This window comes from Paracidovorax wautersii, from assembly GCF_031453675.1.
Classification (GTDB): domain Bacteria; phylum Pseudomonadota; class Gammaproteobacteria; order Burkholderiales; family Burkholderiaceae_C; genus Paracidovorax.
Window position 1 is genome coordinate 2,852,504 of record NZ_JAVIZX010000001.1, and the last position, 24,752, is coordinate 2,877,255.

The 24,752-nt window shown below is 68.5% G+C and carries 24 protein-coding genes, 1 other RNA gene and 1 riboswitch; of the genes, 20 read left to right on the top strand and 5 right to left on the bottom strand.

What is annotated here, in order from left to right; translation table 11 throughout:
- Nucleotides 1-8 precede the first annotated feature (8 nt).
- Nucleotides 9-731 (top strand): ABC transporter ATP-binding protein, encoded by a 723-nt coding sequence (locus QE399_RS12845; RefSeq protein WP_309829176.1) that lies wholly within the window; start codon nucleotides 9-11, stop codon nucleotides 729-731.
- 247 nt (nucleotides 732-978) lie between these two features.
- Here QE399_RS12845 and QE399_RS12850 read toward each other — a convergent pair whose 3' ends face one another.
- Nucleotides 979-1,422, bottom strand: a complete 444-nt coding sequence (locus tag QE399_RS12850; protein WP_309829177.1) for a universal stress protein — start codon at nucleotides 1,420-1,422, stop codon at nucleotides 979-981.
- A 108-nt stretch (nucleotides 1,423-1,530) separates the two neighbouring features.
- Between QE399_RS12850 and QE399_RS12855 the strand changes: the two genes are divergently transcribed.
- From QE399_RS12855 to QE399_RS12895, 9 genes are all read left to right on the top strand, one after another.
- On the top strand, nucleotides 1,531-4,005 hold the full coding sequence (locus QE399_RS12855) for a heavy metal translocating P-type ATPase (protein ID WP_309829178.1): 2,475 nt from the start codon (nucleotides 1,531-1,533) through the stop codon (nucleotides 4,003-4,005).
- Nucleotides 4,005-4,142 carry a cbb3-type cytochrome oxidase assembly protein CcoS gene (gene ccoS, locus QE399_RS12860; RefSeq protein ID WP_309829179.1) on the top strand — a complete coding sequence of 46 codons (138 nt, stop codon included), beginning with the start codon at nucleotides 4,005-4,007 and terminating at the stop codon, nucleotides 4,140-4,142. The genes QE399_RS12855 and ccoS overlap by 1 nt, the downstream gene beginning before the upstream one ends.
- A gap of 63 nt (nucleotides 4,143-4,205) precedes the next feature.
- A complete protein-coding gene (gene ccoN / locus QE399_RS12865) occupies nucleotides 4,206-5,645 on the top strand; it encodes a cytochrome-c oxidase, cbb3-type subunit I (RefSeq protein ID WP_309829180.1) in 1,440 nt (479 codons plus the stop codon).
- Nucleotides 5,646-5,664: 19 nt separating this feature from the next.
- A complete protein-coding gene (ccoO, locus tag QE399_RS12870) occupies nucleotides 5,665-6,297 on the top strand; it encodes a cytochrome-c oxidase, cbb3-type subunit II (RefSeq protein WP_309829181.1) in 633 nt (210 codons plus the stop codon).
- A gap of 10 nt (nucleotides 6,298-6,307) precedes the next feature.
- Complete coding sequence (locus QE399_RS12875) at nucleotides 6,308-6,445, top strand: cbb3-type cytochrome oxidase subunit 3 (RefSeq protein WP_309829182.1); 138 nt, start codon at nucleotides 6,308-6,310, stop codon at nucleotides 6,443-6,445.
- Between the two features lie 25 nt (nucleotides 6,446-6,470).
- A complete protein-coding gene (ccoP, locus tag QE399_RS12880; RefSeq protein WP_309829183.1) occupies nucleotides 6,471-7,385 on the top strand; it encodes a cytochrome-c oxidase, cbb3-type subunit III in 915 nt (304 codons plus the stop codon).
- Between the two features lie 91 nt (nucleotides 7,386-7,476).
- Nucleotides 7,477-8,925, top strand: coding sequence for a cytochrome c oxidase accessory protein CcoG (gene ccoG, locus QE399_RS12885; protein ID WP_309829184.1), 1,449 nt, complete (start codon nucleotides 7,477-7,479; stop codon nucleotides 8,923-8,925).
- A 56-nt stretch (nucleotides 8,926-8,981) separates the two neighbouring features.
- Nucleotides 8,982-9,254, top strand: coding sequence for a FixH family protein (locus QE399_RS12890; protein ID WP_309829185.1), 273 nt, complete (start codon nucleotides 8,982-8,984; stop codon nucleotides 9,252-9,254).
- A 111-nt stretch (nucleotides 9,255-9,365) separates the two neighbouring features.
- The gene (locus QE399_RS12895; RefSeq protein WP_309829186.1) at nucleotides 9,366-9,650 is read left to right on the top strand and encodes a hypothetical protein; all 285 of its coding nucleotides are present in this window, start codon (nucleotides 9,366-9,368) and stop codon (nucleotides 9,648-9,650) included.
- Nucleotides 9,651-9,731: 81 nt separating this feature from the next.
- On the opposite strand, the gene fnr is transcribed toward QE399_RS12895, so the two are convergent.
- Complete coding sequence (gene fnr, locus QE399_RS12900) at nucleotides 9,732-10,451, bottom strand: fumarate/nitrate reduction transcriptional regulator Fnr (protein ID WP_309829187.1); 720 nt, start codon at nucleotides 10,449-10,451, stop codon at nucleotides 9,732-9,734.
- Between the two features lie 187 nt (nucleotides 10,452-10,638).
- Here fnr and hemN point away from each other — a divergent pair, with 187 nt between their 5' ends.
- The 4 genes from hemN (at nucleotide 10,639) to QE399_RS12920 (ending at nucleotide 16,713) form a co-directional block, all read left to right on the top strand.
- Complete coding sequence (gene hemN, locus QE399_RS12905; RefSeq protein ID WP_309829188.1) at nucleotides 10,639-12,021, top strand: oxygen-independent coproporphyrinogen III oxidase; 1,383 nt, start codon at nucleotides 10,639-10,641, stop codon at nucleotides 12,019-12,021.
- 8 nt (nucleotides 12,022-12,029) lie between these two features.
- Nucleotides 12,030-12,779 carry a sulfite exporter TauE/SafE family protein gene (locus tag QE399_RS12910; RefSeq protein ID WP_309829189.1) on the top strand — a complete coding sequence of 250 codons (750 nt, stop codon included), beginning with the start codon at nucleotides 12,030-12,032 and terminating at the stop codon, nucleotides 12,777-12,779.
- A gap of 176 nt (nucleotides 12,780-12,955) precedes the next feature.
- Nucleotides 12,956-14,260 carry a cyclic di-GMP phosphodiesterase gene (locus tag QE399_RS12915; RefSeq protein WP_309829190.1) on the top strand — a complete coding sequence of 435 codons (1,305 nt, stop codon included), beginning with the start codon at nucleotides 12,956-12,958 and terminating at the stop codon, nucleotides 14,258-14,260.
- A gap of 47 nt (nucleotides 14,261-14,307) precedes the next feature.
- Nucleotides 14,308-16,713, top strand: coding sequence for a putative bifunctional diguanylate cyclase/phosphodiesterase (locus QE399_RS12920; protein WP_309832085.1), 2,406 nt, complete (start codon nucleotides 14,308-14,310; stop codon nucleotides 16,711-16,713).
- 51 nt (nucleotides 16,714-16,764) lie between these two features.
- On the opposite strand, the gene ssrS is transcribed toward QE399_RS12920, so the two are convergent.
- From ssrS to QE399_RS12930, 3 genes are all read right to left on the bottom strand, one after another.
- Nucleotides 16,765-16,944, bottom strand: a non-coding RNA gene (gene ssrS, locus QE399_RS20815) — 6S RNA.
- 50 nt (nucleotides 16,945-16,994) lie between these two features.
- Nucleotides 16,995-17,336 carry a cell division protein ZapA gene (locus QE399_RS12925; protein WP_309829191.1) on the bottom strand — a complete coding sequence of 114 codons (342 nt, stop codon included), beginning with the start codon at nucleotides 17,334-17,336 and terminating at the stop codon, nucleotides 16,995-16,997.
- The gene (locus tag QE399_RS12930; RefSeq protein WP_309829192.1) at nucleotides 17,333-17,563 is read right to left on the bottom strand and encodes a DUF904 domain-containing protein; all 231 of its coding nucleotides are present in this window, start codon (nucleotides 17,561-17,563) and stop codon (nucleotides 17,333-17,335) included. Before QE399_RS12930 ends, QE399_RS12925 begins: the two co-directional genes overlap by 4 nt.
- 199 nt (nucleotides 17,564-17,762) lie before the next feature.
- Nucleotides 17,763-17,998: riboswitch (cobalamin riboswitch) on the top strand.
- Nucleotides 17,999-18,065: 67 nt separating this feature from the next.
- Between QE399_RS12930 and QE399_RS12935 the strand changes: the two genes are divergently transcribed.
- Genes QE399_RS12935 through QE399_RS12960 form a run of 6 tightly spaced genes read left to right on the top strand, consistent with a single transcriptional unit; the run spans nucleotide 18,066 to nucleotide 24,750 of the window.
- Nucleotides 18,066-19,964 carry a TonB-dependent receptor domain-containing protein gene (locus tag QE399_RS12935; protein WP_405043642.1) on the top strand — a complete coding sequence of 633 codons (1,899 nt, stop codon included), beginning with the start codon at nucleotides 18,066-18,068 and terminating at the stop codon, nucleotides 19,962-19,964.
- Nucleotides 19,964-21,370, top strand: coding sequence for a cobyrinic acid a,c-diamide synthase CobB (locus QE399_RS12940; protein WP_309829193.1), 1,407 nt, complete (start codon nucleotides 19,964-19,966; stop codon nucleotides 21,368-21,370). Before QE399_RS12935 ends, QE399_RS12940 begins: the two co-directional genes overlap by 1 nt.
- Nucleotides 21,367-21,969: a bifunctional adenosylcobinamide kinase/adenosylcobinamide-phosphate guanylyltransferase gene (locus QE399_RS12945; protein ID WP_309829194.1), complete on the top strand. Its 603-nt coding sequence runs from the start codon at nucleotides 21,367-21,369 to the stop codon at nucleotides 21,967-21,969. Before QE399_RS12940 ends, QE399_RS12945 begins: the two co-directional genes overlap by 4 nt.
- A complete protein-coding gene (locus tag QE399_RS12950; protein WP_405043644.1) occupies nucleotides 21,966-22,865 on the top strand; it encodes an ABC transporter substrate-binding protein in 900 nt (299 codons plus the stop codon). The genes QE399_RS12945 and QE399_RS12950 overlap by 4 nt, the downstream gene beginning before the upstream one ends.
- Entirely contained in the window at nucleotides 22,862-23,953 is a 1,092-nt protein-coding gene (locus QE399_RS12955) for a FecCD family ABC transporter permease (protein ID WP_309829195.1), read from the top strand. Before QE399_RS12950 ends, QE399_RS12955 begins: the two co-directional genes overlap by 4 nt.
- Complete coding sequence (locus QE399_RS12960) at nucleotides 23,950-24,750, top strand: ABC transporter ATP-binding protein (RefSeq protein ID WP_309829196.1); 801 nt, start codon at nucleotides 23,950-23,952, stop codon at nucleotides 24,748-24,750. The genes QE399_RS12955 and QE399_RS12960 overlap by 4 nt, the downstream gene beginning before the upstream one ends.
- The last annotated feature ends 2 nt before the right edge of the window (nucleotides 24,751-24,752 follow it).

The window sequence follows — 24,752 nt, forward strand, 5'->3', positions numbered from 1 at the left end:
GAGCAGGCATGAGCCATGAGAACCACGGCGGCAAGCTGCTGCAGATCGGCCAGCTGCGCGGCGGCTATTCGGAAGTGGACATCATCCACGGCATCGACCTGGCCGTGGCGCCGGGCCAGATCGTGACCATCGCCGGCACCAACGGCGCGGGCAAGTCCACGCTGGTGAAGGCACTGCTGGGCCTGCTGCCGCGCGTGGCGGGCAGCATTCACCTGGATGGGCGCGACATCACGCGCCTGTCGGCGGAAGACCGCTTCGACGCCGGCCTGGCCTACGTGCCGCAGGTGGCGAACGTGTTTCCATCGCTCACGGTGCGCGAGAACCTGCAGGTGGTGCGTGGCGTTAAGCATCTCAAGCAGCGCATGGACCAGGTGCTGGCCGATTTCCCCGCGCTGGTCGAACGGCTGCCGCAACCGGCCAGCAACCTTTCGGGCGGCGAGCGCCAGCAACTGGCGTTTGCCCGCGCGCTGATGCCCTCGCCGCGCATCATGGTGCTGGACGAGCCCACGGCCGCGTTGGCGCCTTCGCTGGTCGGCAAGGTGTTCGACATGGTCCAGAAGCTGCCCGCTGCCGGCGTGGCCGTGCTGATGGTGGAGCAGCGCGCGCGGCAGGCGCTCGCCATCAGCCAGCAGGGCTACATCCTGGACCAGGGCCGCTGCGTGCTGCACGGCCCTGCGCAGGAACTGCTGGAGGACCAGCGCATGGCGCAGCTGTATCTGGGCAGCCACTGAGCCGTGTCTGCGCGAATGTGCCGTAAAGGCAGATCGCATGGTTTGCTATATTTAATATAGCTAATTGCGCTTTATGGATAAGCGCTGTAGGCCAATTTGATGCATGGGCCAATAAGCATGCGCCATCTCGCCAGGGGTATCTCATGGCGCTGGACTAGGGAACTGGTCGGGAAGACCGGCGCAGGTCAATGCGCTGGCGAGCGTGGGCCGCGCCGTGGTGCCTTGGCCTCCGGTGGGGGCGCTCGTTCTAGCGCAGCACCAGCACCGGAATGTGCGAGTGCGTCAGCACGTGCTGCGTCTCGCTGCCCAGCAGCAGGCGCTTGAGGCCCTTGCGGCCGTGCGAGGCCATCACGATCAGGTCGCACTGATGCTTCTTCGCTGCCGCGATGACGGATTCCGCGATCAGGTCCGACTTGGCGACCACCGCGCGCACCTTGACGCCGTCGGCCTCGCCACGCGCCTTGATCTGCTCCAGCAGGGCCTGGGCGGCGGCCGTCCACTGGGCTTCCACCCGCTTGGCATCGGCTGCGTCCACGGGGGCGCCGCCCTCGAAGTAGCTGCGCGGGTAGCGGGGCACCACTTTCAGCGCCACCACAGAGGCGCCCGCCAGGGCGGCCAGCGAAAGCCCACTCTCGACGGCCTGGTCGGACAGGGGCGAGCCGTCGGTGGCGATGAGGATGCGTGTGTACATGCTGGGCTCCTTGGAGGGTGGGTGACGGGTCCAGCTTAGACAGGGTGGTGGCGCACGTCTTGATCCATGTCAATGGGCTTGGCGTGGATCAAGAATAGTCTCCGGGCCATGTCAAACCACCCTTCGGGCCCGCAGGTCGCCGCCGCCGACCCCGTGCAGGCAGGCGTGCCACGCGGGAGCGCTTTGGACGGCGCCACAGCCGCCACCCTACTGGACGATCCTCTCGAATGGTCTGCCTTCGGACGCCCGGTGGGCGCGCCGGTCTCCGATGATCCGGCCGTCAACGCGTCGGTGCCTTGGGAATCGCATGTGGTGCTGGAGGGCATGCATTGCGCGGCCTGCGCGCTCACCATCGAGGAGACCTTGCGCCGGGTGCCCGGCGTGCGCGAGGCCGAGGTCAGCTCCGCCACGCGCCGCGCACGCGTGGTGTGGCATCCGGCGCAGGTGCGCCCGTCGCAGTGGATGGCCTCCGTCGGCCAGGCTGGCTACCGCGCGCTGCCGGCCATGGACGCCTTCGTGCGCGAGCAGCGCCAGCGCGAGCACCGCCGCGCCCTGTGGCGCTGGCTGGTGGCGGGCTTTTGCATGATGCAGGTGATGATGTACGCATGGCCTGCCTACCAGGCCATGCCCGGCGATCTGTCGCTGGAGATGGAGCGCCTGCTGCGCTGGGCGTCCTGGGTCATCAGCCTGCCGGTGATGCTGTTCGCCTGCGGCCCGTTCTTCTCGAGCGCGCTGCGCGACGTGCGCCAGCGCCGCATCAGCATGGACCTGCCGGTGGCCCTCGGCATGGCCATCACCTTCCTCGTCAGCTCTGCCGGCACCTTCGATCCGGCCGGGCCGTTCGGGCGGGAGGTCTACTACGACTCGCTGACGATGTTCGTGTTCTTCCTGCTCACGGGCCGGTGGCTGGAGCTGCGGCTGCGCGACCGCACCGCGGGCGCGCTCGAAGCGGTGATGAACCGCCTGCCTGACAGCGTGGAACGCCGGGGCGCCGACGGCGACTTCGTGCGCGTGGCGACGCGCCGTCTGGTGGCGGGCGACACCATCCGCGTGCTGCCCGGCGAAGCCTTCCCTGCCGACGGCCGTATCGTCGCGGGCCGCACCCAGGCCGACGAGGCGCTGCTCACCGGCGAATCCACCCCTGTGCTGCGCGGCGAGGGCAGCACGGTCACGGCCGGCAGCTACAACCTGCAGGCGCCGGTCGAGGTGCAGGTGCAGAGCCTGGGCGCCGAGACGCGTTTCGGCCAGATCGTGGCGCTGATGGAAAGCGCTTCGCTGCAAAAACCCCGGCTTGCGCAGCTGGCCGACCGCATCGCGCGGCCCTTCCTCGTGGCCGTGTTGGCGGCCGCGGCGCTGGCCGCCGCATGGTGGTGGCCCACCAGCCCCAGCCACGCGCTGATGGTGGCGGTGGCCGTGCTCATCGTGACCTGCCCCTGCGCGTTGTCGCTGGCTACGCCCGTCGCCATGCTCACGGCGGCCGGGACGTTGGCGCGCCAGGGCGTGCTGGTGCGCAACCTGCAGGGACTGGAGGCGCTGGCGGCCGTGGACACGGTGGTGTTCGACAAGACCGGCACGCTCACGCGCGATGGCATGGCCGTGCGCGCCGTGCATCTCGCGCCGGGCGCCGGCCTCCTGGAGGCCGATGCCGTGGCGCTGGCCGGAGCGTTGGCGCTGCATTCGCTGCATCCGGTGTCGCGCGCGCTGGCCGCTTTTGCGGAGCGATCGGCGGGCGCTGGCGGCTGGGAGGTCGAGCAGGTACAGGAGGTTTCCGGCCGCGGTCTGGTCGCCACGGTGCGGCAGACGGGGCAGGGCGGTTCGCCATGGACCGTGCGGCTGGGCTCGGCTGCGCACACCGGTGTGGTGTCTGCCGGTCTGCAGCAGCAAGTGGTGCTGGCCTGCGAACGTGGGGAGCGCGGCGAGGGGAGCCTGCAGGAAGTCGCCCGGTTCGATCTGAGCGAAGACCTGCGCCCCGAGGCGGCCGAGGTCGTGCGCGGGCTGCAGGAGGCCGGCGTGGCGGTGCAGCTGCTGTCGGGTGATCGCGACGGGGCCGTGCAGCGCGTGGCCGCTCAGGCCGGCATCGCCGAGGCCGTGGGGGACTGCACACCGCAAGACAAGCTGCAGCGCCTGCAGGGCGCTCAGGCGCAGGGCCGGCACGTCGCCATGGTCGGCGATGGCCTCAACGACGGCCCGGTGCTGGCGGGTGCGCATGTGTCCTTCGCCTTTGGCCGTGCCGTGCCGCTGGCGCAATCGCGGTCCGATTTTGTCGTCCTGGGTGATCACCTGGACCTGGTGTTGCAGACGCTCCTGCTGGCGCGCCGCACGCTGCGCATCGTGCGTCAGAACCTGTGGTGGGCCGCTGGCTACAACGCCCTGTGCGTGCCCTTGGCGATCGCCGGCTACATGCCGGCGTGGCTGGCCGGCCTGGGCATGGCGCTCAGTTCCTTGCTCGTGGTCATGAATGCCGCCCGGCTGGCCCGCGGCACCGCTGCGCACGCGAGATTCCAGGCCCCCGGAGCGCCGTCCGGCAGCCCGGCGCAGCCCCCTTCGGCCCTTGCGGCTGCAACCCCTGTCGAGGTGGCCTGATGGACATCCTGTACCTGTTGATTCCCCTGTCCGTCGGCCTAGTCCTGCTCATCCTGGGAGGACTTTGGTGGGCGGTTTACCGAGGTCAATTCGAGAACGTGGAGCAGGAAGGCGAGCGCATTCTGAGAGACGGTTGATGTTCGTCAATGCCCTGAATTTGTGCCTGATTGAAACTTTCGCTGCAATAAAAGAGGTGCCCGATGGATTCTTCAACAACAAATGCTGCGCATTACAACGACACCGTTGTTCGCCAGTTTTCTATCATGGCCGTCGTGTGGGGGGTGGTCGGCATGCTGGTGGGCGTTTTCATCGCCGCCCAGCTGGCCTGGCCTGAGCTCAACTTCGGCATTCCATGGCTCAGCTATGGACGGCTCCGGCCGCTGCACACCAACGCGGTGATCTTCGGCTTCGGCGGCTGCGCCCTGTTCGCCACCAGCTACTACGTCGTCCAGCGTACCAGCCAGGTGCGGCTGTTCTGCGCACCTCTGGCTTCCTTCACGTTCTGGGGGTGGCTGCTGGTCATCATCTCGGCCGCCATCTCGCTGCCCCTGGGATTCACCACGGGCAAGGAATACGCCGAACTCGAGTGGCCCATCGACATCCTGATCACGCTGGTCTGGGTCTCGTATGCCATCGTCTTCTTCGGCACCATCGGCACCCGCAAGGTCAAGCACATCTACGTGGCCAACTGGTTCTTCGGCGGGTTCATCCTGGCCGTCGCCATCCTGCACGTGGTGAACAGCGCCGAAGTGCCGGCGGGCTGGATGAAGAGCTACTCGGCCTACGCTGGCGTACAGGACGCCATGGTCCAGTGGTGGTACGGCCATAACGCCGTGGGCTTCTTCCTGACCGCGGGCTTCCTGGGCATGATGTACTACTTCATCCCCAAGCAGGCCGGCCGCCCGGTGTACAGCTACCGCCTGTCCATCGTGCACTTCTGGGCTCTGATCTTCACGTACATGTGGGCGGGTCCCCACCACCTGCACTACACCGCGCTGCCCGACTGGACGCAGTCCGTGGGCATGGTGTTCTCGCTCATCCTGCTGGCACCCAGCTGGGGCGGCATGATCAACGGCATCATGACCCTGTCGGGCGCGTGGCACAAGCTGCGTGACGACCCCATCCTGCGCTTCCTGATCGTGTCGCTGTCGTTCTACGGTATGGCCACGTTCGAAGGTCCGATGATGTCCATCAAGACCGTCAACGCGCTGTCGCACTACACCGACTGGACCGTGGGCCACGTGCACGCCGGCGCCCTGGGCTGGGTGGGCCTGATCTCCATGGGCTCCCTGTACTTCCTGGTGCCGCGCCTCTTCGGCAAGGAAAAGATGCACTCCATCAAGGCGATCGAGCTGCACTTCTGGATGGCCACGATCGGCATCGTGCTGTACATCGCCGCCATGTGGATCGCCGGCGTGATGCAGGGCCTGATGTGGCGCGCAGTGAACGCCGACGGCACGCTCACCTACACCTTCGTCGAGAGCGTCAAGGCGACCTATCCGTTCTACGTGATCCGCTTCCTGGGCGGCCTGCTGTACCTGGGCGGCATGGTGATCATGGGCTGGAACGTCTGGATGACCGCGATCTCGGGCCGCTCCGTCAAGGTGGCCATTCCCGCCGTCAACGCAGCACACGCCTGAGCCGCGAGGAGCTAGATTCATGTCCAACACGCATAAAAAAGCATCGACCGGCTTCTCCCACGAGAAGATCGAGACCAACAACTTCCTCATGATCGTCCTGATCCTGGTGGTGGTGGCCTTCGGGGGCCTGGTCGAGATCGTTCCGCTGTTCTTCCAGAAGTCGACCACGGAACCGGTGCAAGGCATCAAGCCCTACACCGCCACGCAACTGGTGGGCCGCGACATCTACCTGCGCGAGGGTTGCTACAACTGCCACTCGCAGATGATCCGCCCCTTCCGGGCCGAAACGCTGCGCTACGGCCACTACTCCGTGGCGGGTGAGTTCGTCTACGACCACCCGTTCCAGTGGGGCAGCAAGCGCACCGGTCCCGACCTGCACCGTGTGGGTGGCAAGTACAGCGACGAATGGCATCGCATCCACCTAAACAATCCGCGCGACGTGGTGCCAGAGTCCAACATGCCAGCCTATCCCTGGCTGGAGAAGTCGCCCGTGGATCCAGCGGTGGTCGCACCGCGCATGAAGGCGCTGCGCGTGGTGGGTGTTCCGTACACCGACGAGGAAATCAACGCCGCCGCCGAGGAAGTCAAGGGCAAGACCGAAATGGACGCACTCGTCGCGTACCTGCAGGTCATGGGCCGCGCGCTCAAGTAAAGGAGTCGCCATGGATATCACCACCATGCGAATCGTCGTCACGCTGGCATCGATGGCGTGTTTCATCGGAATCTGGGTGTGGGCCTTCATGCGCCGCAACCAGGACCGCTTCGACGAGGCAGAACAACTGCCCTTCGTCCAAGACTGAACTCCACAAGAAATGAGAACAACCCATGAGTGACTTCACCAGTAATTTCTGGTCCCTCTTTGTGGCCGGAATCACCCTGGCCGGGATCTTCGGCTGTGCGCTCTTGCTGTGGCTGACCGCCCGCAACACGGAAGCCCCCACGGGAGACAACACGACGGGCCACGTCTGGGACGAGGACCTGACGGAAATGAACAACCCCATGCCGCGCTGGTGGATGTGGCTGTTCGTCATCACCATCGTGTTCGGCCTCGGCTACCTAGCGGCCTATCCGGGGCTGGGCACCTTTGCCGGCAAGCTGGGCTGGTCGCAGTTGTCCGAGTACAAGGCGGAGGTCGCCAAGGCCAACGCCGAGCTCGAGCCTCTGTATGCACGCTTCTCCACCATGAAGCCCGAGGAGATCGCAGGCGATCCGCAGGCCATGGCCATCGGTGACCGCCTGTTCATGAACAACTGCGCTCAGTGCCACGGTTCCGATGCGCGCGGCAGCAAGGGCTTTCCGAACCTGTCCGACGCGGACTGGCTGCACGGCGGCGCTCCCGAGCAGATCCGCCAGACCATCCACGACGGCCGCACCGGCGTGATGCCGCCCATGGCTGCGGCAGTCGGTTCGCCCGAAGACGTGCGCAATCTGTCCCACTACGTGCTCAGCCTGTCCGGCAGCCCGCACGACTCCCTGCGGGCGTCGCTCGGCAAGTCCAAGTTCACGGCGTGCGCCGCCTGCCACGGCATGGATGGCAAGGGCAACACCGCCCTGGGCGCCCCTAACCTGACGGACGACGTCTGGCTGCACGGCTGGGGCGAAGCCGCGATCACCGCCATGATCAACAACGGCAAGACGAACCAGATGCCGGCCCAGGCCGGCAAGCTGACCGACGCGCAGATCAGCGTGCTGACGGCCTACGTCTGGGGCTTGTCCAACAAGGCGGTCGCCACGCGCTGACCGCACGGGCCGGGGGCTCTACGGGGCACCCCGGCCATCGCGCCTCGCGCGCATGGTTCCCCACAACTAGTAAATGCCCACAGGTCCCACCATGAAGCCCCCCGAGGGAAGCCCCCGCAAGGTGATCCCGATAGCCCCCGCCCCGGCGCCCTCGCAGGGAACCCAGGCAGAAGTCGTCTCGCTGTACGAGGCGCAGAAGAAGATCTACCCACGATCCATCAGCGGTTTGTTCGCGCGGTGGCGGTGGGTTATGGTGTTTCTGACGCAACTGGTCTTCTACGGGCTGCCATGGCTGGAATGGGGACAGCGCCAGATGGTGCTGTTCGACCTGGGCGCGCGGCGCTTCTATATCTTCGGGCTGGTCCTCTATCCGCAGGATTTCATCTACCTGACGGGCCTGCTCATCATCTCGGCCCTGGCGCTGTTCCTGTTCACCGCCGTGGCAGGGCGCCTGTGGTGCGGCTTTGCCTGCCCGCAAACGGTCTACACCGAGATCTTCATGTGGATCGAGCACAAGGTGGAGGGCGATCGCAGTGCGCGCCTGCGCCTGGACCAGGGACCCTGGACCGTGCAGAAGGTCGGCAAGAAGAGCCTCAAGCAGTTCCTGTGGATTGCCGTTTCGGCATGGACGGGCTTCACCTTCGTGGGCTACTTCGTGCCTATTCGCGAGCTGGGCGCGGAGGTGCTGGCGCTGCAGGGCTCGTGGCAGCTGTTCTGGGTGGTGTTCTACGGCTTCGCCACCTACGGCAACGCCGGCTTCCTGCGCGAGCAGGTGTGCAAATACATGTGTCCGTATGCGCGCTTCCAGAGCGCGATGTTCGACCCGGACACTCTTATCGTGACGTACGACGAAGCACGCGGAGAGCCCCGCGGCCCCCGTACCAAGACCATCGACTACAAAGCCAAGGGCCTGGGCGACTGCATCGACTGCACGCTGTGCGTGCAGGTCTGCCCTGTGGGCATCGACATCCGCAACGGCTTGCAGTACGAGTGCATCGGCTGCGGGCTGTGCGTGGATGCCTGCAACACGGTGATGGACAAGATGAAGTACCCGCGTGGGCTGATCCGCTTCTCCACGCAGAACGGGGTGGCCAACCGCTGGACGCAGTCTCAGATCCTGCGGCGGGTGCTGCGCCCCCGGGTGTTGATCTACAGCGCTGCACTGGTGCTGCTGTGCATTGCGATGCTGGCCAGCCTGGTGGCGCGCACTCCGCTGAAGGTGGACGTGGTGCGCGACCGGGCAGCGCTGTCGCGCATCGTGGCCGGAGGCAAGCTGGAGAACGTGTACCGGCTGCAGATCATGAACGCCACCGAAGGCCCGCAGCGCTACCGCATCACCGCGCGCGGCCTGCCGGGGCTGGAAGTGGCGTCGGAGGCGGAGGTGGCGATCGATGCGGCCGAGTCGCACTGGGTCTCGGTGCGGCTGCAGATCCCGTACGGCAGTGCCGACCCCGGTTCGCACCCGGTGTACTTCGAGGTGCAGGCGCTGGAGCGCAAGGACCAGGTGGCCGAGAAATCGGTGTTTTTGGTCCCCCGATAGGCAGCGGCGACGGGCGCCGACCGTGAAATCACAGACAAGCTTTCAAGGAGTTCGCTATGTCAGTTCAATCCATGAAGACCGCTGCGGGTACGCCCTGGTGGAAGTACGGCCATGTCTGGATGGTGATCGCCGGCCCGGCCGTGGTGGTGGTGGCAGGCTTCTTCACGCTCTGGCTGGCAATGCGCCAGCCCGACCCCGTGCTGGCCGAGGACTATTACCAGCGCGGCATCGACATCAACAAGACGCTCCAGCAGTCCGATACCAGCATGGCGCCTGCCCTCAAGGGCCGCAACCATGCGGCCACGCCGGTGGAAGACCAGCCCCGCTGACTGGGCCTGCCGTCGGCGCCTGACCGACACCGCATTGGGGCATCCCTCTATACGACGCCCCTCGCCTATGACCTATCGTGCAGACTTCAGTACACGACAAGGAGCCCTGCGATGTGGACACAACGTCTGATGTGGATTGCCTGGCCGGCCTTTCTGATGGCGGCCGTGCTGGAGATGGTCGTTTTCGCTTTCGTCGACCCGCAAGCGCTGCACTGGTTCGATCAGCCGCTGGCGGTGTCCCGGGAGGGCGTCTACACGGTGGCGTTCTTCGTGTTCTGGCTCATCATCATGGCCGCAGGCGCGCTGACGACGCTGCTCTCGCTGTCCCCTTTCGAGATGAACCGCTGCCCCGTGCCGGAGGGCGAACGCCCGCTCGACTGCGCAAGGTACTCCTGAGCGCGCCAACGAAAAAAGGGGCCGCGGCCCCTTTTTTTGATCCGTGCGCGACTCTGGGCCGCGCCTGCCGCCGCTGCGTTTTCAGTGGCACTGCTGGCTGTTGACGATGCGCTTGAGCGCGTCGGTGTCGACGATGCGCACGTGCCGCTGCTTGACCTCCACCACGCCTTCCTCGACGAACTTGGAGAAGGTGCGGCTCACGGTTTCGAGCTTCAGGCCCAGGTAGCTGCCGATCTCTTCCCGCGTCATGCGCAGAACCAGTTCGGACTGCGAGAACCCACGCGCATGCAGGCGCTGTACGAGGTTGAGCAGGAACGCCGCCAGACGCTCTTCCGCACGCATGCTGCCGAGCAGCAGCATCACGCCGTGCTCCCGCACGATCTCGCGGCTCATGATCTTGTGCACATGGTGCTGCAGCGCCGTGACTTCGCGGGACAGCTCTTCCAGGCGGTCAAAGGGCATGACGCACACTTCGGCGTCTTCCAGTGCCACCGCATCGCAGGTGTGATGGTCGCTCACGATGCCGTCCAGGCCGATGATTTCGCCGGCCATCTGGAAGCCGGTCACCTGGTCGCGTCCGTCTTCCGTCGCCACACAGGTCTTGAAGAAGCCGGTGCGGATGGCAAACAGCGAACTGAACGGCTCGCCGTTGCGGAACAGGGTGGCACCGCGCTTGACCTTGCGGCGCGTGGCGACGATTTCGTCGATGCGTTGCAATTGCTGATCGTTCAGCCCCATGGGCATGCAGAGTTCGCGCAGATTGCAGTTCGAGCAGGCAACTTTGATGGTTTGCAGATTCATATGCACTGGGCCCTGTTCCTGTCCTGAGCTTACCTGGAGAGGTAGCGGGGTTCAAATGTTGCAGGAGCACGGAGGGCTACTGTCATGCTGCATTGTGGCAGCCCTCTTTGGACAGACTCTTGATTAATGTCAAGGACTGCCCTGGTGCTCTGCGGCACAGTCGGATCAGGATGCAAGGAATTCTGTCATGACCGCTGTTACTCCCGAGCTTTTGCGTCGTTTCGACGTGCCAGGGCCCCGCTATACCTCTTACCCCACCGCGGACCGCTTTGTCGAAGCGTTCGGGCAGGACGAGTACATCCTCGCCTTGCAGCAGCGCAGGCTGGGCTCGGTGGCGAAGGCGCTGCCGCTGTCCTTGTATGTGCACATCCCTTTTTGCGAGTCGCTGTGCTACTACTGCGCCTGCAACAAGATCATCACCAAGCACCCGGAGCGGGCCGACGTCTACCTGCGCTACCTGAGCCGGGAGATTGATCTGCACACGGCGCACTGCGGCGTCGGCCAGTACGTGAGCCAGCTGCACCTGGGAGGCGGCAGTCCGACTTTCCTGTCCGATGCGGGGCTGCGCGAGCTGATGGCCATGATCAAGCGCAGCTTCAATCTGGTGCCGGGCGGGGAGTATTCGATCGAGGTCGACCCGCGCACGGTGAACGAGGAGCGGCTGGCGCTCCTGGCCGAGCTGGGCTTCAACCGTCTGAGCTTCGGTGTGCAGGACTTCGACCCCGAAGTGCAGAAGGCCGTGCACCGCGTGCAGCCCGCCGAGCAGGTGTTCGGCCTCGTGGCGGCCGCGCGCCGCCTGGGCTTCGAGTCGGTCAACGTCGACCTGATCTACGGCCTGCCGCGCCAGACGCCGGAGTCGTTCGACCGCACCCTCAAGCAGGTCGTGGAACTGCGGCCCGACCGCATCGCCTTGTACGCCTACGCCCACCTGCCCGAACGCTTCAAGCCCCAGCGCCGCATCGTCTCTGCAGAACTGCCCATGGCCTCGGCCAAGGTGTCGATGCTCTCGCAGTCTCTGGATGCCTTCCTGGACGCGGGATATGTCTACGTGGGCATGGACCACTTCGCATTGCCGGAAGACGCGCTGGCGGTGGCCAAGCGGCAAGGGCGGCTGCACCGCAATTTCCAGGGCTACAGCACGCAGCCGGACTGCGATCTCATCGGCCTGGGCGTGTCCTCCATCGGGCGCGTGGGAGCTACCTACAGCCAGAACGCGAAGACGCTGGACGAGTACTACGACTTCATCAACAACGGGCGCCTGCCGGTGGTGCGGGGGCTGGCATTGACCCGCGACGATCTGGTCCGGCGTTCGGTGATCATGGCGCTGATGTGCCAGGGCGAGCTTTTGTTCGAACCCATGGAGCAGTCCTGGCTGATCGACTTCCGCAGCTATTTCGCCGCCGAGATGCAGCAGCTGGAAGAGATGGCGGCGCAGGGCCTGGTGACCCTCGGCAAGGACGGCATCACGGTGACTGCCATGGGATGGTTCTTCGTGCGCGGCGTTGCGATGATTTTTGACCGCCATTTGCAGGTGGACCGCAACCGCGCCCGTTTCTCACGCATCATCTGAAGACGTCCATGTGGGCCACTATCGCAGGGACGGCGTTGCTCATGGGCCTGGCAGGAGGCCCGCACTGCCTGGCCATGTGCGCGGCTCCCTGTGGCGCACTTGCGTCGGCTTCCGGCACTGACAAGGCCACTGACAAAGCGTTTGCTGTCGGTGGCGTCCGCCCGGTTGGCTGGGCCGGGCGAGTGTCGGAGAGCACGCTCCTGCGGACGGCAGCTTTCCATCTGGGCCGGCTGGTCGGCTACGCCGTCGCGGGCGGAGTGGCCGCGCTGGCGATGGAGCGGCTGGCCTGGCTCACCCAACACACGGCGGCGCTGCGGCCCGCTTGGACGCTCTTGCACGCGTCCGTGCTGGCGTGGGGCCTGCTGTTGCTGGTGCAGGCGCGTCAGCCCGCATGGGTCGATGAGGCCGGACGTGCCGTATGGCATCGGGTGCGGCCCTTGGTGTCTGCACCGGGCGGCACCTGGTTCGCGGGAGTCGCCTGGGCGCTGATGCCCTGCGGCTTGCTCTACTCGGCACTGCTGGTGGCCGCGCTGAGCGGCGGGGCGCTTCAGGGGGCGTTCACCATGGCGTTGTTCGGCTTGGGCAGTGGCGTCTGGCTCATCGCCGGGCCGTGGGCCTGGCAGAGGCTGCGCCTCCGCCTGAATGCGCTGCGGGACGGCTGGGGTACCCGGTTCGCCGGGCTCATGCTGCTGGCCATGGGCGGTTGGGCACTGTGGATGGATGTGGTGCACCGGGAGCCTGCGTTCTGGTGTCTGTGACCTCCGCAAGCCTGGGAAGGCTGCCGTGAGGGTCGGGCGACGAAAACCGCCCACCAAGGACCTGCCCGGGTCGCTGCTCCCCTACACTGTGCATCTTGTTGCGCGTTTCACAGTCTGGTAACTGGAGATAATCCACTCGAGTTTTCTGCATGCACAGCGACTGCGGTACCTCCGAAGTGACCACTCCCATCCTCATCGACATTCGCCAGGTGCGCATTGGCATGTTCATCCAGCTAGACATGGGCTGGATGAATCATCCGTTTCCCATGAGCAGCTTCAAGCTCACCACCCCGGAGCAGTTGCAGACGCTGCGCGGGCTGGGGCTCTCCGAGGTGCGCTACATCCCGTCTAAGAGCGATCCCGAAACTGTGCCGGACGAAGCCCTGCCTCCTGCCACCCGCACGGTCGTCCAGGCCGGCGTGGACGTGTCCCCGGAAGCGCGCTCCACCTCTGCGTCAGTGGGCGCAACTGGCCGCGACGGGTCCCCGCGCCTGCCGCAGGCCGACCATGTCGCCGCCATGCGGTGCGATTGGCGCTTTGCCGAGGCGACGCGTATCTACCAGCAGCTCGTCCATTCCCTGGGCGAGGACCTCGGACCGTCGCGCGCCAGCACGGAGGCGCTGGTGTCCGGATGCGTCAGCGAACTGCTGTCGAACGGAGACTGCGCCATCCGGCTGCTGTCCGAGGGCGTGGGCATGCGGCCTGCCCTGCACCCTGTGAACGTCATGGTCCTGTCGCTGCTGCTCGGGCGCGCGCTGGGCATCGAAGGGTCCGAGCTCCAGGATGTCGGCGTGGCCGCGCTGCTCCACGATTTGGGCAAGGCGTCCCTGCCTCTGCACCTGGCCGAGCCGCAATCCCCGCTCATGCCGGCGGATCGCCGGCGCTACGAGAGCCATGTGGGGGAATCGGTCGTGCTCGCCCGCAAGATGGGCTGGCCCGCTCCCGTGCTGCTGGCCATCGCGCAGCACCATGAAATGATGGATGGATCGGGCTTCCCACAGCAGTTGGCAGGCCGGGACATGGTCCGGGCCGGGCAGATCCTGGCGCTCGTCAACCATTACGACCGGATGTGCAACCCCTTGCACGGCGGCGACCCGCTCACGCCGCACGAGGCGCTGTCCGTGATCTTCGCGCAGCACAAGCCGCGGTTTGACGCCGTGGTGCTGGGCGCCTTCATCCGCATGATGGGCGTGTACCCGCCCGGGTCCGTCGTCCAATTGGTGAATGACCGCTATGCCTTGGTCATTTCGGTCAATTCCTCGCGGCCGCTGCGGCCCCGCGTCCTCGTGCACGACCCGCGGGTGCCGGTGGACCAGGCCCGCATCCTGGATCTGGAAACGGTTCCCGAACTGGGCATCCGCCGCAGCCTGCGGCCTGCGCAGCTGCCGCGCGAAGCCCTGGACTACCTCTCGCCGCGCAAGCGCATCTGTTATTTCTTCGAGCGGGCCGTCGATCCCGTACCGCGAGAGGGCGACGCGTGACCGACCTCCCTCTCAACGAAGAGGAGTGGCACGCCATCTGCGACGGCATGGACCAGGCCTTGTGGCTGGTCCATCCTGAGACGCTGCGCATCGTGTATTGCAACCGGGCCGCGGCGGACCTGGCGGACCAAGCGGCCGCGGCCATGATCGGTACGCCGGTCCAGCAGTTGGCGTCCACGCCCGAGGACCTGTTTTTCTGGAGCCAGCCGCCCGCGGATATCCTGGCGGGCATCCATTCGGAGTCGGGCCTCGTCACGGCGCAAGGCCGTCTGGTGCCGGTGGAGCGCCGCGTGGCCGCCGTACAGCGCAGGGAGGGCCCTCTGCTGGTGCTGACCATGCGCAGCCGGGTGCGCGAAGAGGGGGCCGAGCGCGAACTCGAGACCCTGCTGGCGGAACTGCGCGCAACCCTTGATTCCGCGGCCGACGGCATGCTGGTGTGCGACATGCAGGGCCGCGTGCGGGCCTTCAACCAACGCTTGGCGCTGCTCTGGGCCATGCCGGATGACCTGCTGCGGCAGCGGGACGACGATGCCGTCCACGCTTTCATGGCGTCGCAGGTGGCAGAGCCCTTGCCCTACCGGGAGCGGCTCGCGGCCATTGCCCGGGAACCTCTGCTGGAGACCACCGACGTCTTCGTGCTTCGCAACGGCACGTCGGTCGAACGCCGTTCCGTACCGCAATTGCTGCACGGGCGGCCGTCGGGGCGCGTGTATTCCTTCCGGGATGTGACCCGGCAGGCGGAGGCCCAGGCCAGCCTGAGGCTGGCTGCGCAGGTGTTCGAGTCGAGCCTGGACGCCATCTTCATCGCCGACGAATACCACACGCTCATCCGCATGAATCCCGGCTGCGAGCGGCTGGTGGAGGATTCGCCCTGCGGGCTGCTGGGCAAGCCGGCGGCTGCCCTCTTCGGCCACGCGGAAGCACGTGAGCTGATGCAGCGCGTCGTGGCCACCTGGGAACGGGAGGGCTTCTGGGAAGGCGAACTGCTGCTGCCGCGCCGCACCGGACCGGATTGCGCGGTGCATCTGTCCTGGGTGGCCGTGCGGGACGAGCGGGGACAGGTTGCGCAGAGCATCGGCTTCGTGCGCGATCTGACCGAGCAGCATGCAGCCCAGCAGCGGATCGAGGAGCTGGCCTACAGCGACCTGCTGACGGGGCTGCCCAACCGGGTGCTGCTCGCCCGCCGCGTCGATGCCGCGATCGAGGCGGCCGCCCGCGAGCGGGGAACAGGTTTCGCCATCCTCTTCCTGGACCTCGACCGCTTCAAGAACATCAACGATTCCCTGGGGCATCCGTTCGGCGACCGCGTGCTGCGCCTGGTAGCGCAGCGGCTCCAGGCCTGCCTGCGGCAGACGGACCTGCTGTGCCGGCTGGGGGGCGACGAATTCGTCATCTACCTCCACGGGGGCGACGAGAGCATTGCGGCCGCCGTGGCGCAGCGCATCCTGGACGACATGCTGCGCCCGTTCGCGCTGGATGGCATGGGGTTTTCCATCCAGTGCAGCATCGGCGTGTCGCTGTACCCGCAGGACGGCGCGACGCTGGACGATCTGGTCAAGCAGGCCGACACCGCCATGTACGGCGTGAAGGAGCGAGGCCGGGGCAGCTATGGCTTCTACCAGCCGAAGATGAACGCCAACCTGCTGTCGCGCATGCAGATGGAACATGCGATGCGGCAGGCGGTGGGGCTCGGCCAGATGGCCGTGCACTACCAGCCGCAGGTCGCCATGGCGTCCGGCCGCATCGTGGGCGCCGAGGCGCTGTTGCGCTGGACCCATCCCGAGATGGGGGCGGTGTCTCCCGCAGAGTTCATCCCGCTGGCGGAGGAGTCCGGCTACATCGTGGCGCTGGGCGCTTGGGTGATGGAGCAGGCCGTCCAGGAGGCCGCGGCGTGGTTGCGGGCCGGAACGCCGGTGGTGGTCGCGGTGAACGTGTCGGCGCTCGAATTCCGCCAGCCCGGCTTCGTGGAGCACCTCACCCAGCTGCTCAGCCGGCACGGCCTGCCCGCCAGCCTGCTCGAACTGGAACTGACCGAGACCATCCTGCTGCAGGACGGGCAGGAGACCGAGCAGCGGCTGTCGGTCCTTTCGGCGTTGGGGGTGGGGCTGGCCATCGACGACTTCGGTACCGGCTATTCCAGCCTGGCGTATCTGAAGAAGCTGACCATCCACAAGCTGAAGATCGACCAGTCCTTCGTGCGCGGGCTCCCCGAGGACGATGGGGACCGTGCCATCGTGACGGCGATCACGAGCATGGGCCGTGCCCTGCATATCGAAGTGGTCGCCGAAGGGGTGGAGACCGAGGCGCAGCGCGTGGCGCTTGCGCACATGGAGTGCCAGTATTTCCAGGGCTTCTTGTGTGCGCCGGGCCTGCCGGCGGGCGCTTTGCGCACGCTGCTGGCAGAGCGCAAGGCGTACTCGTGGGAGCCGCCGTCACCGACGCCGTCGGCGTGATGAAGAATACGCTGCCGCGCTACGGGCGCGTGGGGGCGGATTCAGGGGGAAGAGGTGTCTGCGAATGCCACCGGGCCGTCATCCTGAACCGGGGGTTCAGGTGGGCGAGGGCAGCCAGGCGTTGGGTTCATCTGACGCGAGATGATCACGCTCACCGGGCGATGTACCAGGCCCATGCTCGTTGAGCATTGGTTCAAGGAAATATAAAGCCCGGCAGCACCGCAGACGCCTCCATTGTAGGCCCGCCTGCGGCGCGCGTCGACGCGCCGGGGGAAGACCCGTCAGAGAAGGCGGCCATCGTCGCCCAGCGCCTCGTCCAGGCGCTGGAGCAACGACGCCATGCGCTGGTCGTCTTCGGGCTGCGGCGGGGCCGCACCGGTGGGTGGTGCGGGCGGCTGTGGCTGCTGCAAGGCGGGCTGCTGCTCCCGGTCGGCGATGTCGAAGGCCAGGTTGAGCGCGGCCAGCACGGCGATGCGCTCGCGGGCGCGCACCTTGCCGGCGTCGCGGATGCGCGTCATGGCCGAATCCACGCGCTCGACGGCCTGGAGCAACCGCTCCTCGTGGCCCTCCGGGCAGGCCAGCAGATAGCTCTGCTGCATGATCTGAACCTCGATCTGCTTCATTCGCCCTCCTTGGCGCCGGGCGTTTCCGGCGAGACGGGCAGACGGTCGAGCAGCGCGTTCACGCGGGCCCGGGCGGCCTGCAGCCGCGACTTAAGGGAATCGCGCTCCTGGGTGAGTGCCGTGACCTGCTGCGACAGCAGCGCATTGGTACGCTGCAACTCGGCGTGGCGCAGGAGCAGGCGTTCGACGCGCTCGGCGATCTGGTCGATGGAAGACGTTGGGGCCATACAGCGGGCGATTGTAGGGTTCGTCCGCCGAACGGTCATCCAGGCGACGCTGAGCCGGGTCCGCCGCGCGCTGCGCTTCTCTGCTGCGGGCGGTCTGCCGCGTGGCACATCTTCGCCATCGCTGCGGCTAGGGCGGTGGGTCTGCGCCTTGCAGCGGTCCCCGGCAGAGCGCGCCGCATCGCGGGGCTTGTTCAGCGTCGCCTAGAATCGCGCCGTTGGTGCTCGCTGCATGGTTCGCATGCCGCAGTTCAACGGGAAGCAGGGAGGCGCGCCCTACGGGTTTGCGCTGTGCCTGCGCTGCCCCCGCAACGGTCAGCAGACGGGTCTTCGGGCCCTCTCTTTCTTCTCAAGCCACTGGTGCCGTGAACAGGCGCTGGGAAGGCGACGAAAGGGTGTTCTGCCAGCCCGGATACCGGCCAACACCAGGGGGTCGTGGCGTCGATGGATGCCGTGGCCTGTCAGCCCATTGCCGGCGGGGAGGCCGGCGCGGGTATTTCACGCAATGACCACCATGTTCTCGACCCTCTCGAGCGTGCGCGCGGCCCCCGGTGCCCGCCCACGCGCCGTGGCCCTCGCCACTGCCTGCCTGTGTTCCCTGTCCGCCCTTGCCGCGGACCAGATCCCTTCTTCCGATGTGGCTTCGATGCCTGACACGGTGGTGACCGCCACCCGCACGGCGCAGCCGCTGTCCGACCTGGTCGCCGATGTCTCGGTGGTCGACCGCGAAGCGCTGGACCGCAGCGGCGCGGCGGCGCTGGAAGATGTGCTCGGCCGCCTGCCGGGCGTCGAACTGGTGCGCAACGGCGGACCCGGCTCCACGACCAGCGTGTACCTGCGCGGCGCCAACAATGAGTTCACCGCGGTCTATGTGGACGGCATCCGCCTCGATACCCAGAGCGGCTCGGGCGGCGCGCCGTGGGAGGCCCTGCCGCTGGATGCCATCGACCGCATCGAGGTCCTGCGTGGCCCGGCCGGCGCGGTGTACGGGTCGGACGCCATCGGGGGCGTGATCCAGGTGTTCACCCGCAAAGGGGAAGCGGGCGTGCGCCCTTACGCCAGCGTAGGCGCCGGCAGCCAGAGCACATACCGCGCCTCGGCGGGCGTCAGCGGCGGCGCGGGCGCATGGGACTATGCGCTGGGTCTGAGCCATGTGGACAGCGAGGGCTTCAACTCGCGCACCACGGCCACCGCCAACCCCGACAAGGACGGCTATCGCCGCATGGCGGGCAGCGGCCGCCTGGGTTGGCAGGTGGCGCCCGGCCAGCGGCTGGACGCTACGCTGCTGTACGCCGACACGCATAGTGGGTACGACAGCACCAGCCGCACGGCCGACGACCGCAGCCGCAACCGGCTGCAGGCGGTGGGCCTGAACTGGCAGGCACGCTGGAGCGAGCGCTACAGTACTTTGATGACGGCCAGCGAATCCCGCAGCGACTACCGCACGCGCCCCTCCGTGTACGACACGCGGACGGTGCTGCGCAATTACCTGTTCCAGAACCAGTGGGCGCTGGGCGCGGGCCAGCAACTGACGGCGTCGCTGGAGCGGCGCGAGGACCAATTGACCAACACCAGCATCGAAGGCAACGAGCGCGAGCGCCACCAGGACGCCCTGGCCCTGGGCTACGGCCTGCGCCATGGCGCTCACACCGTTCAGCTCAACGCCCGCCATGACCGCGACAGCGAGTTCGGCGGCAAGAGCACCGGCAGCGCCGGGTACGGATACGAGTTCGCGCCACAGTGGCGGGCCACCGCGTCCGTGGGCACCGCTTTCCGCGCGCCCACGCTGTACCAGCGCTTCAGCATGTACGGCGAGGGCAGCCTGCGCCCGCAGGAGGGCCGCAATGCCGAGCTGGGCCTGCGCTGGGCGCGCGGTGGCGACAGCTTCTCGGCCACGGCCTACCGCAACCGCGTGCGCAATCTCATCAACTGGACGGGCGGCACGGGTGCCTGCGCGGGTAATGACGGGCCCTTCGGCGGCTGCTACGCCAACGTGGGCCGGGCGCGCTACGAGGGCGTGACGCTGGCCGGGGCCTACCGCCTCGGCGCAGCGGTGCGCCTGCGCGGCTCGGTCGACTTCCAGAACCCGCGTGACGAGGCCACCGGCAAGCTGCTGGCACGCCGCGCCAAGCGCCACGCCGTGCTGGGCGCCGACACCGACGTGGCCGGCTGGACGCTGGGCGCCGAAGCGCAGGCCACCGGCCGCCGCTTCGACAACGCGGCCAACACCAGGCGCCTGGGCGGCTACACCGTGCTCAACCTGTCGGCCAGCCGCACGCTGGGCCGTGACCTGCGCCTGCAGGCCCGGCTAGACAACCTCGCAGACAAGGCCTATCAGCTGGCTGACACCTACGCCACGCCCGGCCGCACGTTCTACGTGGGGCTGGCGTGGGCGCCGCAGTGATGGCGCCGGGCTCCCACGCCGGCAGCGCCCGCTGCCCGGCCCTGGTGGTGGCGGCGCCAGCCTCCGGACAGGGCAAGACCACGGTCACCGCCGCGCTGGCGCGCCTGCATGCGCGCCAGGGCCGGCGGGTACAGGTGTTCAAGTGCGGGCCGGATTTCCTCGACCCCCACTGGCACGCCCTGGCCAGCGGCCGGCCGGTGCACCAGCTCGACCTGTGGATGACCGGCGAGGACGACTGCGCGCGCCGCCTGCATGCCGCAGCGCAGGCATCCGACTTGGTGCTGATCGAAGGGGTGATGGGCCTGTTCGACGGCGAGCGCAGCGTGGCCGACCTGGCCCAGCGCTTTGGCATTCCCGTGCTGGCGGTGATCGATGCCTCCGCCATGGGGGGCACACTGGCCGCCATCGTGCACGGCCTCAAGCACTACCGGCCGGGCCTGCCCTGGGCGGGCGTGCTGGCCAACCGCGTGGCCACGGAGCGCCACATCGACCTGCTGCGCAGTGGCCTGGGCGATGCGCAGGACTGGCTGGGCGCCTTGCCCCGCGTGGTGCCGCAGGCGGGTTCCGCCACAGCGGCCGGCCCGCTGCGCTCCCCCGGCGCACTGCTGCCCGAACGCCACCTGGGGCTGGTGGCCGCCCACGAGCTGCACGACAGCCTGGAGCGCCTGGACGCCGCGGCCGATGCGCTGCTGAACACGCCGCTGGGCCAGATGGACCTGGCTGCGCTGGGGCAGCGCTGGTCCGTAGACTTTGCTGCGCCCACCGAGCCGCCCGGCGCAGCGCAACCGCGGCTGCTGCAGGGGCGCCGCGTCGCCGTGGGCGGGGACGAGGCCTTCTGCTTCGTCTACCAGGCCAACCTGGACACCCTGGCCGCGCTGGGGGCCGAGGTGGTGCGCTTTTCGCCGCTGCGCGATACGGCGCTGCCCCCTTGCGACGCCGTGTGGCTGCCCGGCGGCTACCCCGAGCTGCATGCCGACACGCTGGCCGCCAACACCGGCATGCGCGATGCGCTGCACGCCCATGTGGCCGCAGGCCGGCCGCTGTGGGCCGAGTGCGGCGGCATGATGGCGCTGATGGAGTCGATCACGCTGGCCGACGGCCAGCACAAGCCCCTGTGGGGCCTGCTGCCGGGCCACGTGCGCATGCAGCGCCGCCTGGCCGCGCTGGGGCCGCAGCAACTGGACCTGGGCGGCCACGTGCTGCGCGGGCACACTTTTCACTATTCGACCTGCGACAGCGCAGCCCCGGTGCGCACCTGCACGGCGCGCCCCGGCCAGGCGCCCGAGCCCGCCGTGGGCGAGGCGCTGTACCGGCGCGGCAGCGTGCATGCCAGCTATTTCCATGCGTGGTTCGCGTCCAGCCCGCAGGCCACGGCGCTGCTGCTGGGCGGGGAGGGCGGGGCATGAGCCATGCGTTGCGCCCCATCGCCCGTAGCGAGCTGATCCTGGGCGGGCAAAAGAGCGGCAAGTCGCGCCGCGCCGAACTGCTGGCACGCCAGTGGCTGCAGGCCTCGCCGCAGCACCGGGCGCTGCTGGTCGCCACCGGCCAGCCCTGGGACGACGAGATGCGCGCGCGCATCGAGCGCCACCAGCGCGAACGCGCCGAACGCGTGCCCGGCCTGGCCACGCTGGAGGAGCCGCGCGACCTTGCCGCCGCCCTGGCCCGGCACAGCCGCGCCGACACGCTGATCGTGGTGGACTGCCTGACGCTGTGGCTCACCAACTGGCTCATGCCGATGGAATCATCCGAATCCAAGCCAAATAGGCCTCTAGCCCTTGACTGGAAAGCGCAGTGCGCTCTCTTTTTGGAAGCGGTTCAGGCCGCGCCCGGCCCGGTGGTGCTGGTGGGCAACGAGATCGGCCTGGGCGTGATTCCTATGGGCCGCGAGGTGCGCGCCTTCGTGGATGCGCTGGGCGTGCTCAACCAGCGCGCGGCCGCGGCCTGCGCGCGCGTGACGCTGGTGGCAGCAGGCCTGCCGCTGACGCTGAAGGACGAGGCGCCATGAACCGCTCTCCCGCCGTGGTGCGCCGCTGGATGGCCGGCGTGCTGTGCGCCCTGGCCTGTGCCACCGCCGGTGCGGCCGCCGCGCAGGCGATCGACGTGACCGATGGCCGCGGCCGCCGCGTGCATTTCGACCGCCCGCCCGAGCGCATCGTCAGCCTGCTGCCCTCGCTGACGGAGAGCGTGTGCGAGCTGGGCCAATGCCATCGCCTGGTCGGCGTGGACCGCTATTCCAACTGGCCGGCGGCGGTGCAGCGGCTGCCGCAGATGGGCGGTGGCATCGATCCGAATGTCGAGGCCATCGTCGCGCTGCGGCCCGATGTGGTGCTGCTGTCCGCCAGCACCCGCGCCAGCGACCGGCTGGAGGCGCTCGGCGTGAAGGTCGTCGCGCTCGAGCCCAAGACCCATGCCGACGTGCGCCAGGTGCTGACCACGCTGGGCGCGATGCTGGCCGTGCCGCCGCAGGAGGGCGCCGAGCGGCTGTGGCGCGTGATCGACGCCGGCGTGCAGGCGGCTGCGCAATCGCTGCCGGCCCGGGCCCGCGGCGCGCGCGTGTATTTCGAGGTGAGCCGCGGCCCGTACGCGGCCGGCACGGCGTCCTTCATCGGCGAGACGCTGGCGCGCCTGGGCGCGCGCAACGTGGTCGGGCCCGAACTGGGGCCGTTCCCGCGGCTCAACCCCGAGTTCGTCGTGCGTGCCCGTCCGGACGTGCTCATGGTGGGCAACCGCAGCATGCAGCCCATGGTGATGTACCCGGGCTGGCAGGCACTGCCCGCCGTGCGCGACCAGCGCCTGTGCGTGTTCGGCCCGCAGGAGTCCGACATCGTTGTGCGCCCGGGGCCGCGCATGGCCGAGGCCGCGCGCCTGATGGCCCGCTGCCTGGCGGACAAGGCGCCATGAGCCTGCGCCCCACCGCTCCCAGCGCCGCACCTGCTGCCGTGGCCCCGGCACCCGCGCCCGCGCCCGCGCCCGCGCCCGCGCCCGCGCCCGCCGGCCGCCGCGGCCTGTGGCTGGCCGTAGCCCTGCTGCTGGCCAGCGCCGGGATGCTGCTGCTGGGCGCCAGCGTGGGCAGCACGGGCTTCGAGAGCATGCTGCGCATGCGCGAAGACCCGGTGGCGCTGCAGATCGTGTGGGACATCCGGCTGCCGCGTTCGCTGGGCGCCTGGCTGGCGGGCGCGCTGCTGGGGCTGGCCGGCGCCATTGCGCAGGGCCTGTTCCGCAACCCGCTGGCCGACCCCTATCTGCTGGGCAGCGCCTCCGGTGCGGCACTGGGCGGGGCGGTGGCCATGGCCTGGTTCGGCCTGTCGCCCACGGCTGCGCAGTGGCTGGCGCGGCTGGGCATCACCGGCATGGCCTTCATCGGCGCGGCCGGGGCCGTGGTGCTCACGCTGGTGCTGGCGCGCGGCGTGCAGCACACGCTGCGGCTGCTGCTGGCCGGCGTGATCGTGGGCGTGGTGCTGGGCGCCGCGCGCGATCTGGTGGAGCTGGCCTCGCCCGACATCCTGCAGGCCATGCAGTCGTTCACGCTGGGCAGCACGGCCTTCGTGGGCTGGGTGGCCTGCCTGCTCATGGCCGCGGCCTGGGTGGTGTGCGCGGCGCTGGCCTGGGCGCTGTCGCGCGTGCTGGACGGCCTGGCGCTGGGCGAGGCCACGGCTGCCAGTCTGGGGCTGCGCCTGGTGCCCATGCGTGTCGGCCTGGTGGCTGCGCTGGCGCTGGCCACCGGCACCGCCGTGGCGCAGACCGGACTCATCGCCTTCGTGGGCCTGGCCGCGCCGCACCTGGTGCGCTCCATCGTGCGGCTGCGCCACGCCGGCCACGTGCTGCTGGCCAGCCTGATGGGCGCCACGCTGCTGCTGGCGGCCGACCTGCTGGCGCGCTGGCTGCTCGCGCCGCAGGAGCTGCCTGTGGGCGTGCTCACCGCCGCGCTGGGCGGCAGCTACCTGCTGTGGCGCATGCACCGCCGCACGGCGCAGGGTGGTGCACTATGAGAAACATAGCTGTAAGCGCCCGTGGATTGGGCGTTAGCGTGCCAAATGGCTGGATACTGCAGGGCGTGGACCTGGCGCTGCCAGGGGGGCGCTGGACGGGCATCGTCGGGCCCAACGGGGCGGGCAAATCCACGCTGCTGAAGGCCTTGGCGGGCGTGCTGCCCGCAGCCCGCGTGCAGGGCGACGTCGCGCTCTTCGGCCGTCCGTTGCAGGCGCTGCCGGCCCGCGAGCGGGCGCAGCAGCTGGCCTGGCTGGGCCAGAACGAAGGCACGGCCGACGACCTGACGGCCTACGACGTGGCCATGCTCGGGCGCCTGCCGCATCAGCGCTGGATGGCGCCGCCCAGCGCGGCCGACCATGCCGCCGTCGAGGCCGCGCTGCGCACCACCCAGGCGTGGGACGGGCGGCACCGCCCGCTGGCGGAACTGTCCGGCGGCGAGCGCCAGCGCGTGCTGCTGGCCCGCGCCCTGGCGGTGCAGGCGGCGGTGCTGCTGATGGACGAGCCGCTCGCCAACCTCGATCCGCCCCACCAGTCCGACTGGCTGCAGACCGTGCGCGCCCTGGTGGCGCAAGGCACCACCGTGGTCAGCGTGCTCCATGAGATGTCGATGGCGCTGCAGGCCGACGACCTGGTGGTGCTGGCCGCCGGCCGCGTCGTGCACCACGGCGCCTGCGCCGACCCCGCCACCCATGCGGCGCTGGAGCAGGTGTTCGACCACCGCCTGCAGGTGCGCCAGATCGACGGCCAATGGATCGCGCTGCCGCGCGCCGCCAGCGCATCGCCTACGCTCTTGTGAAC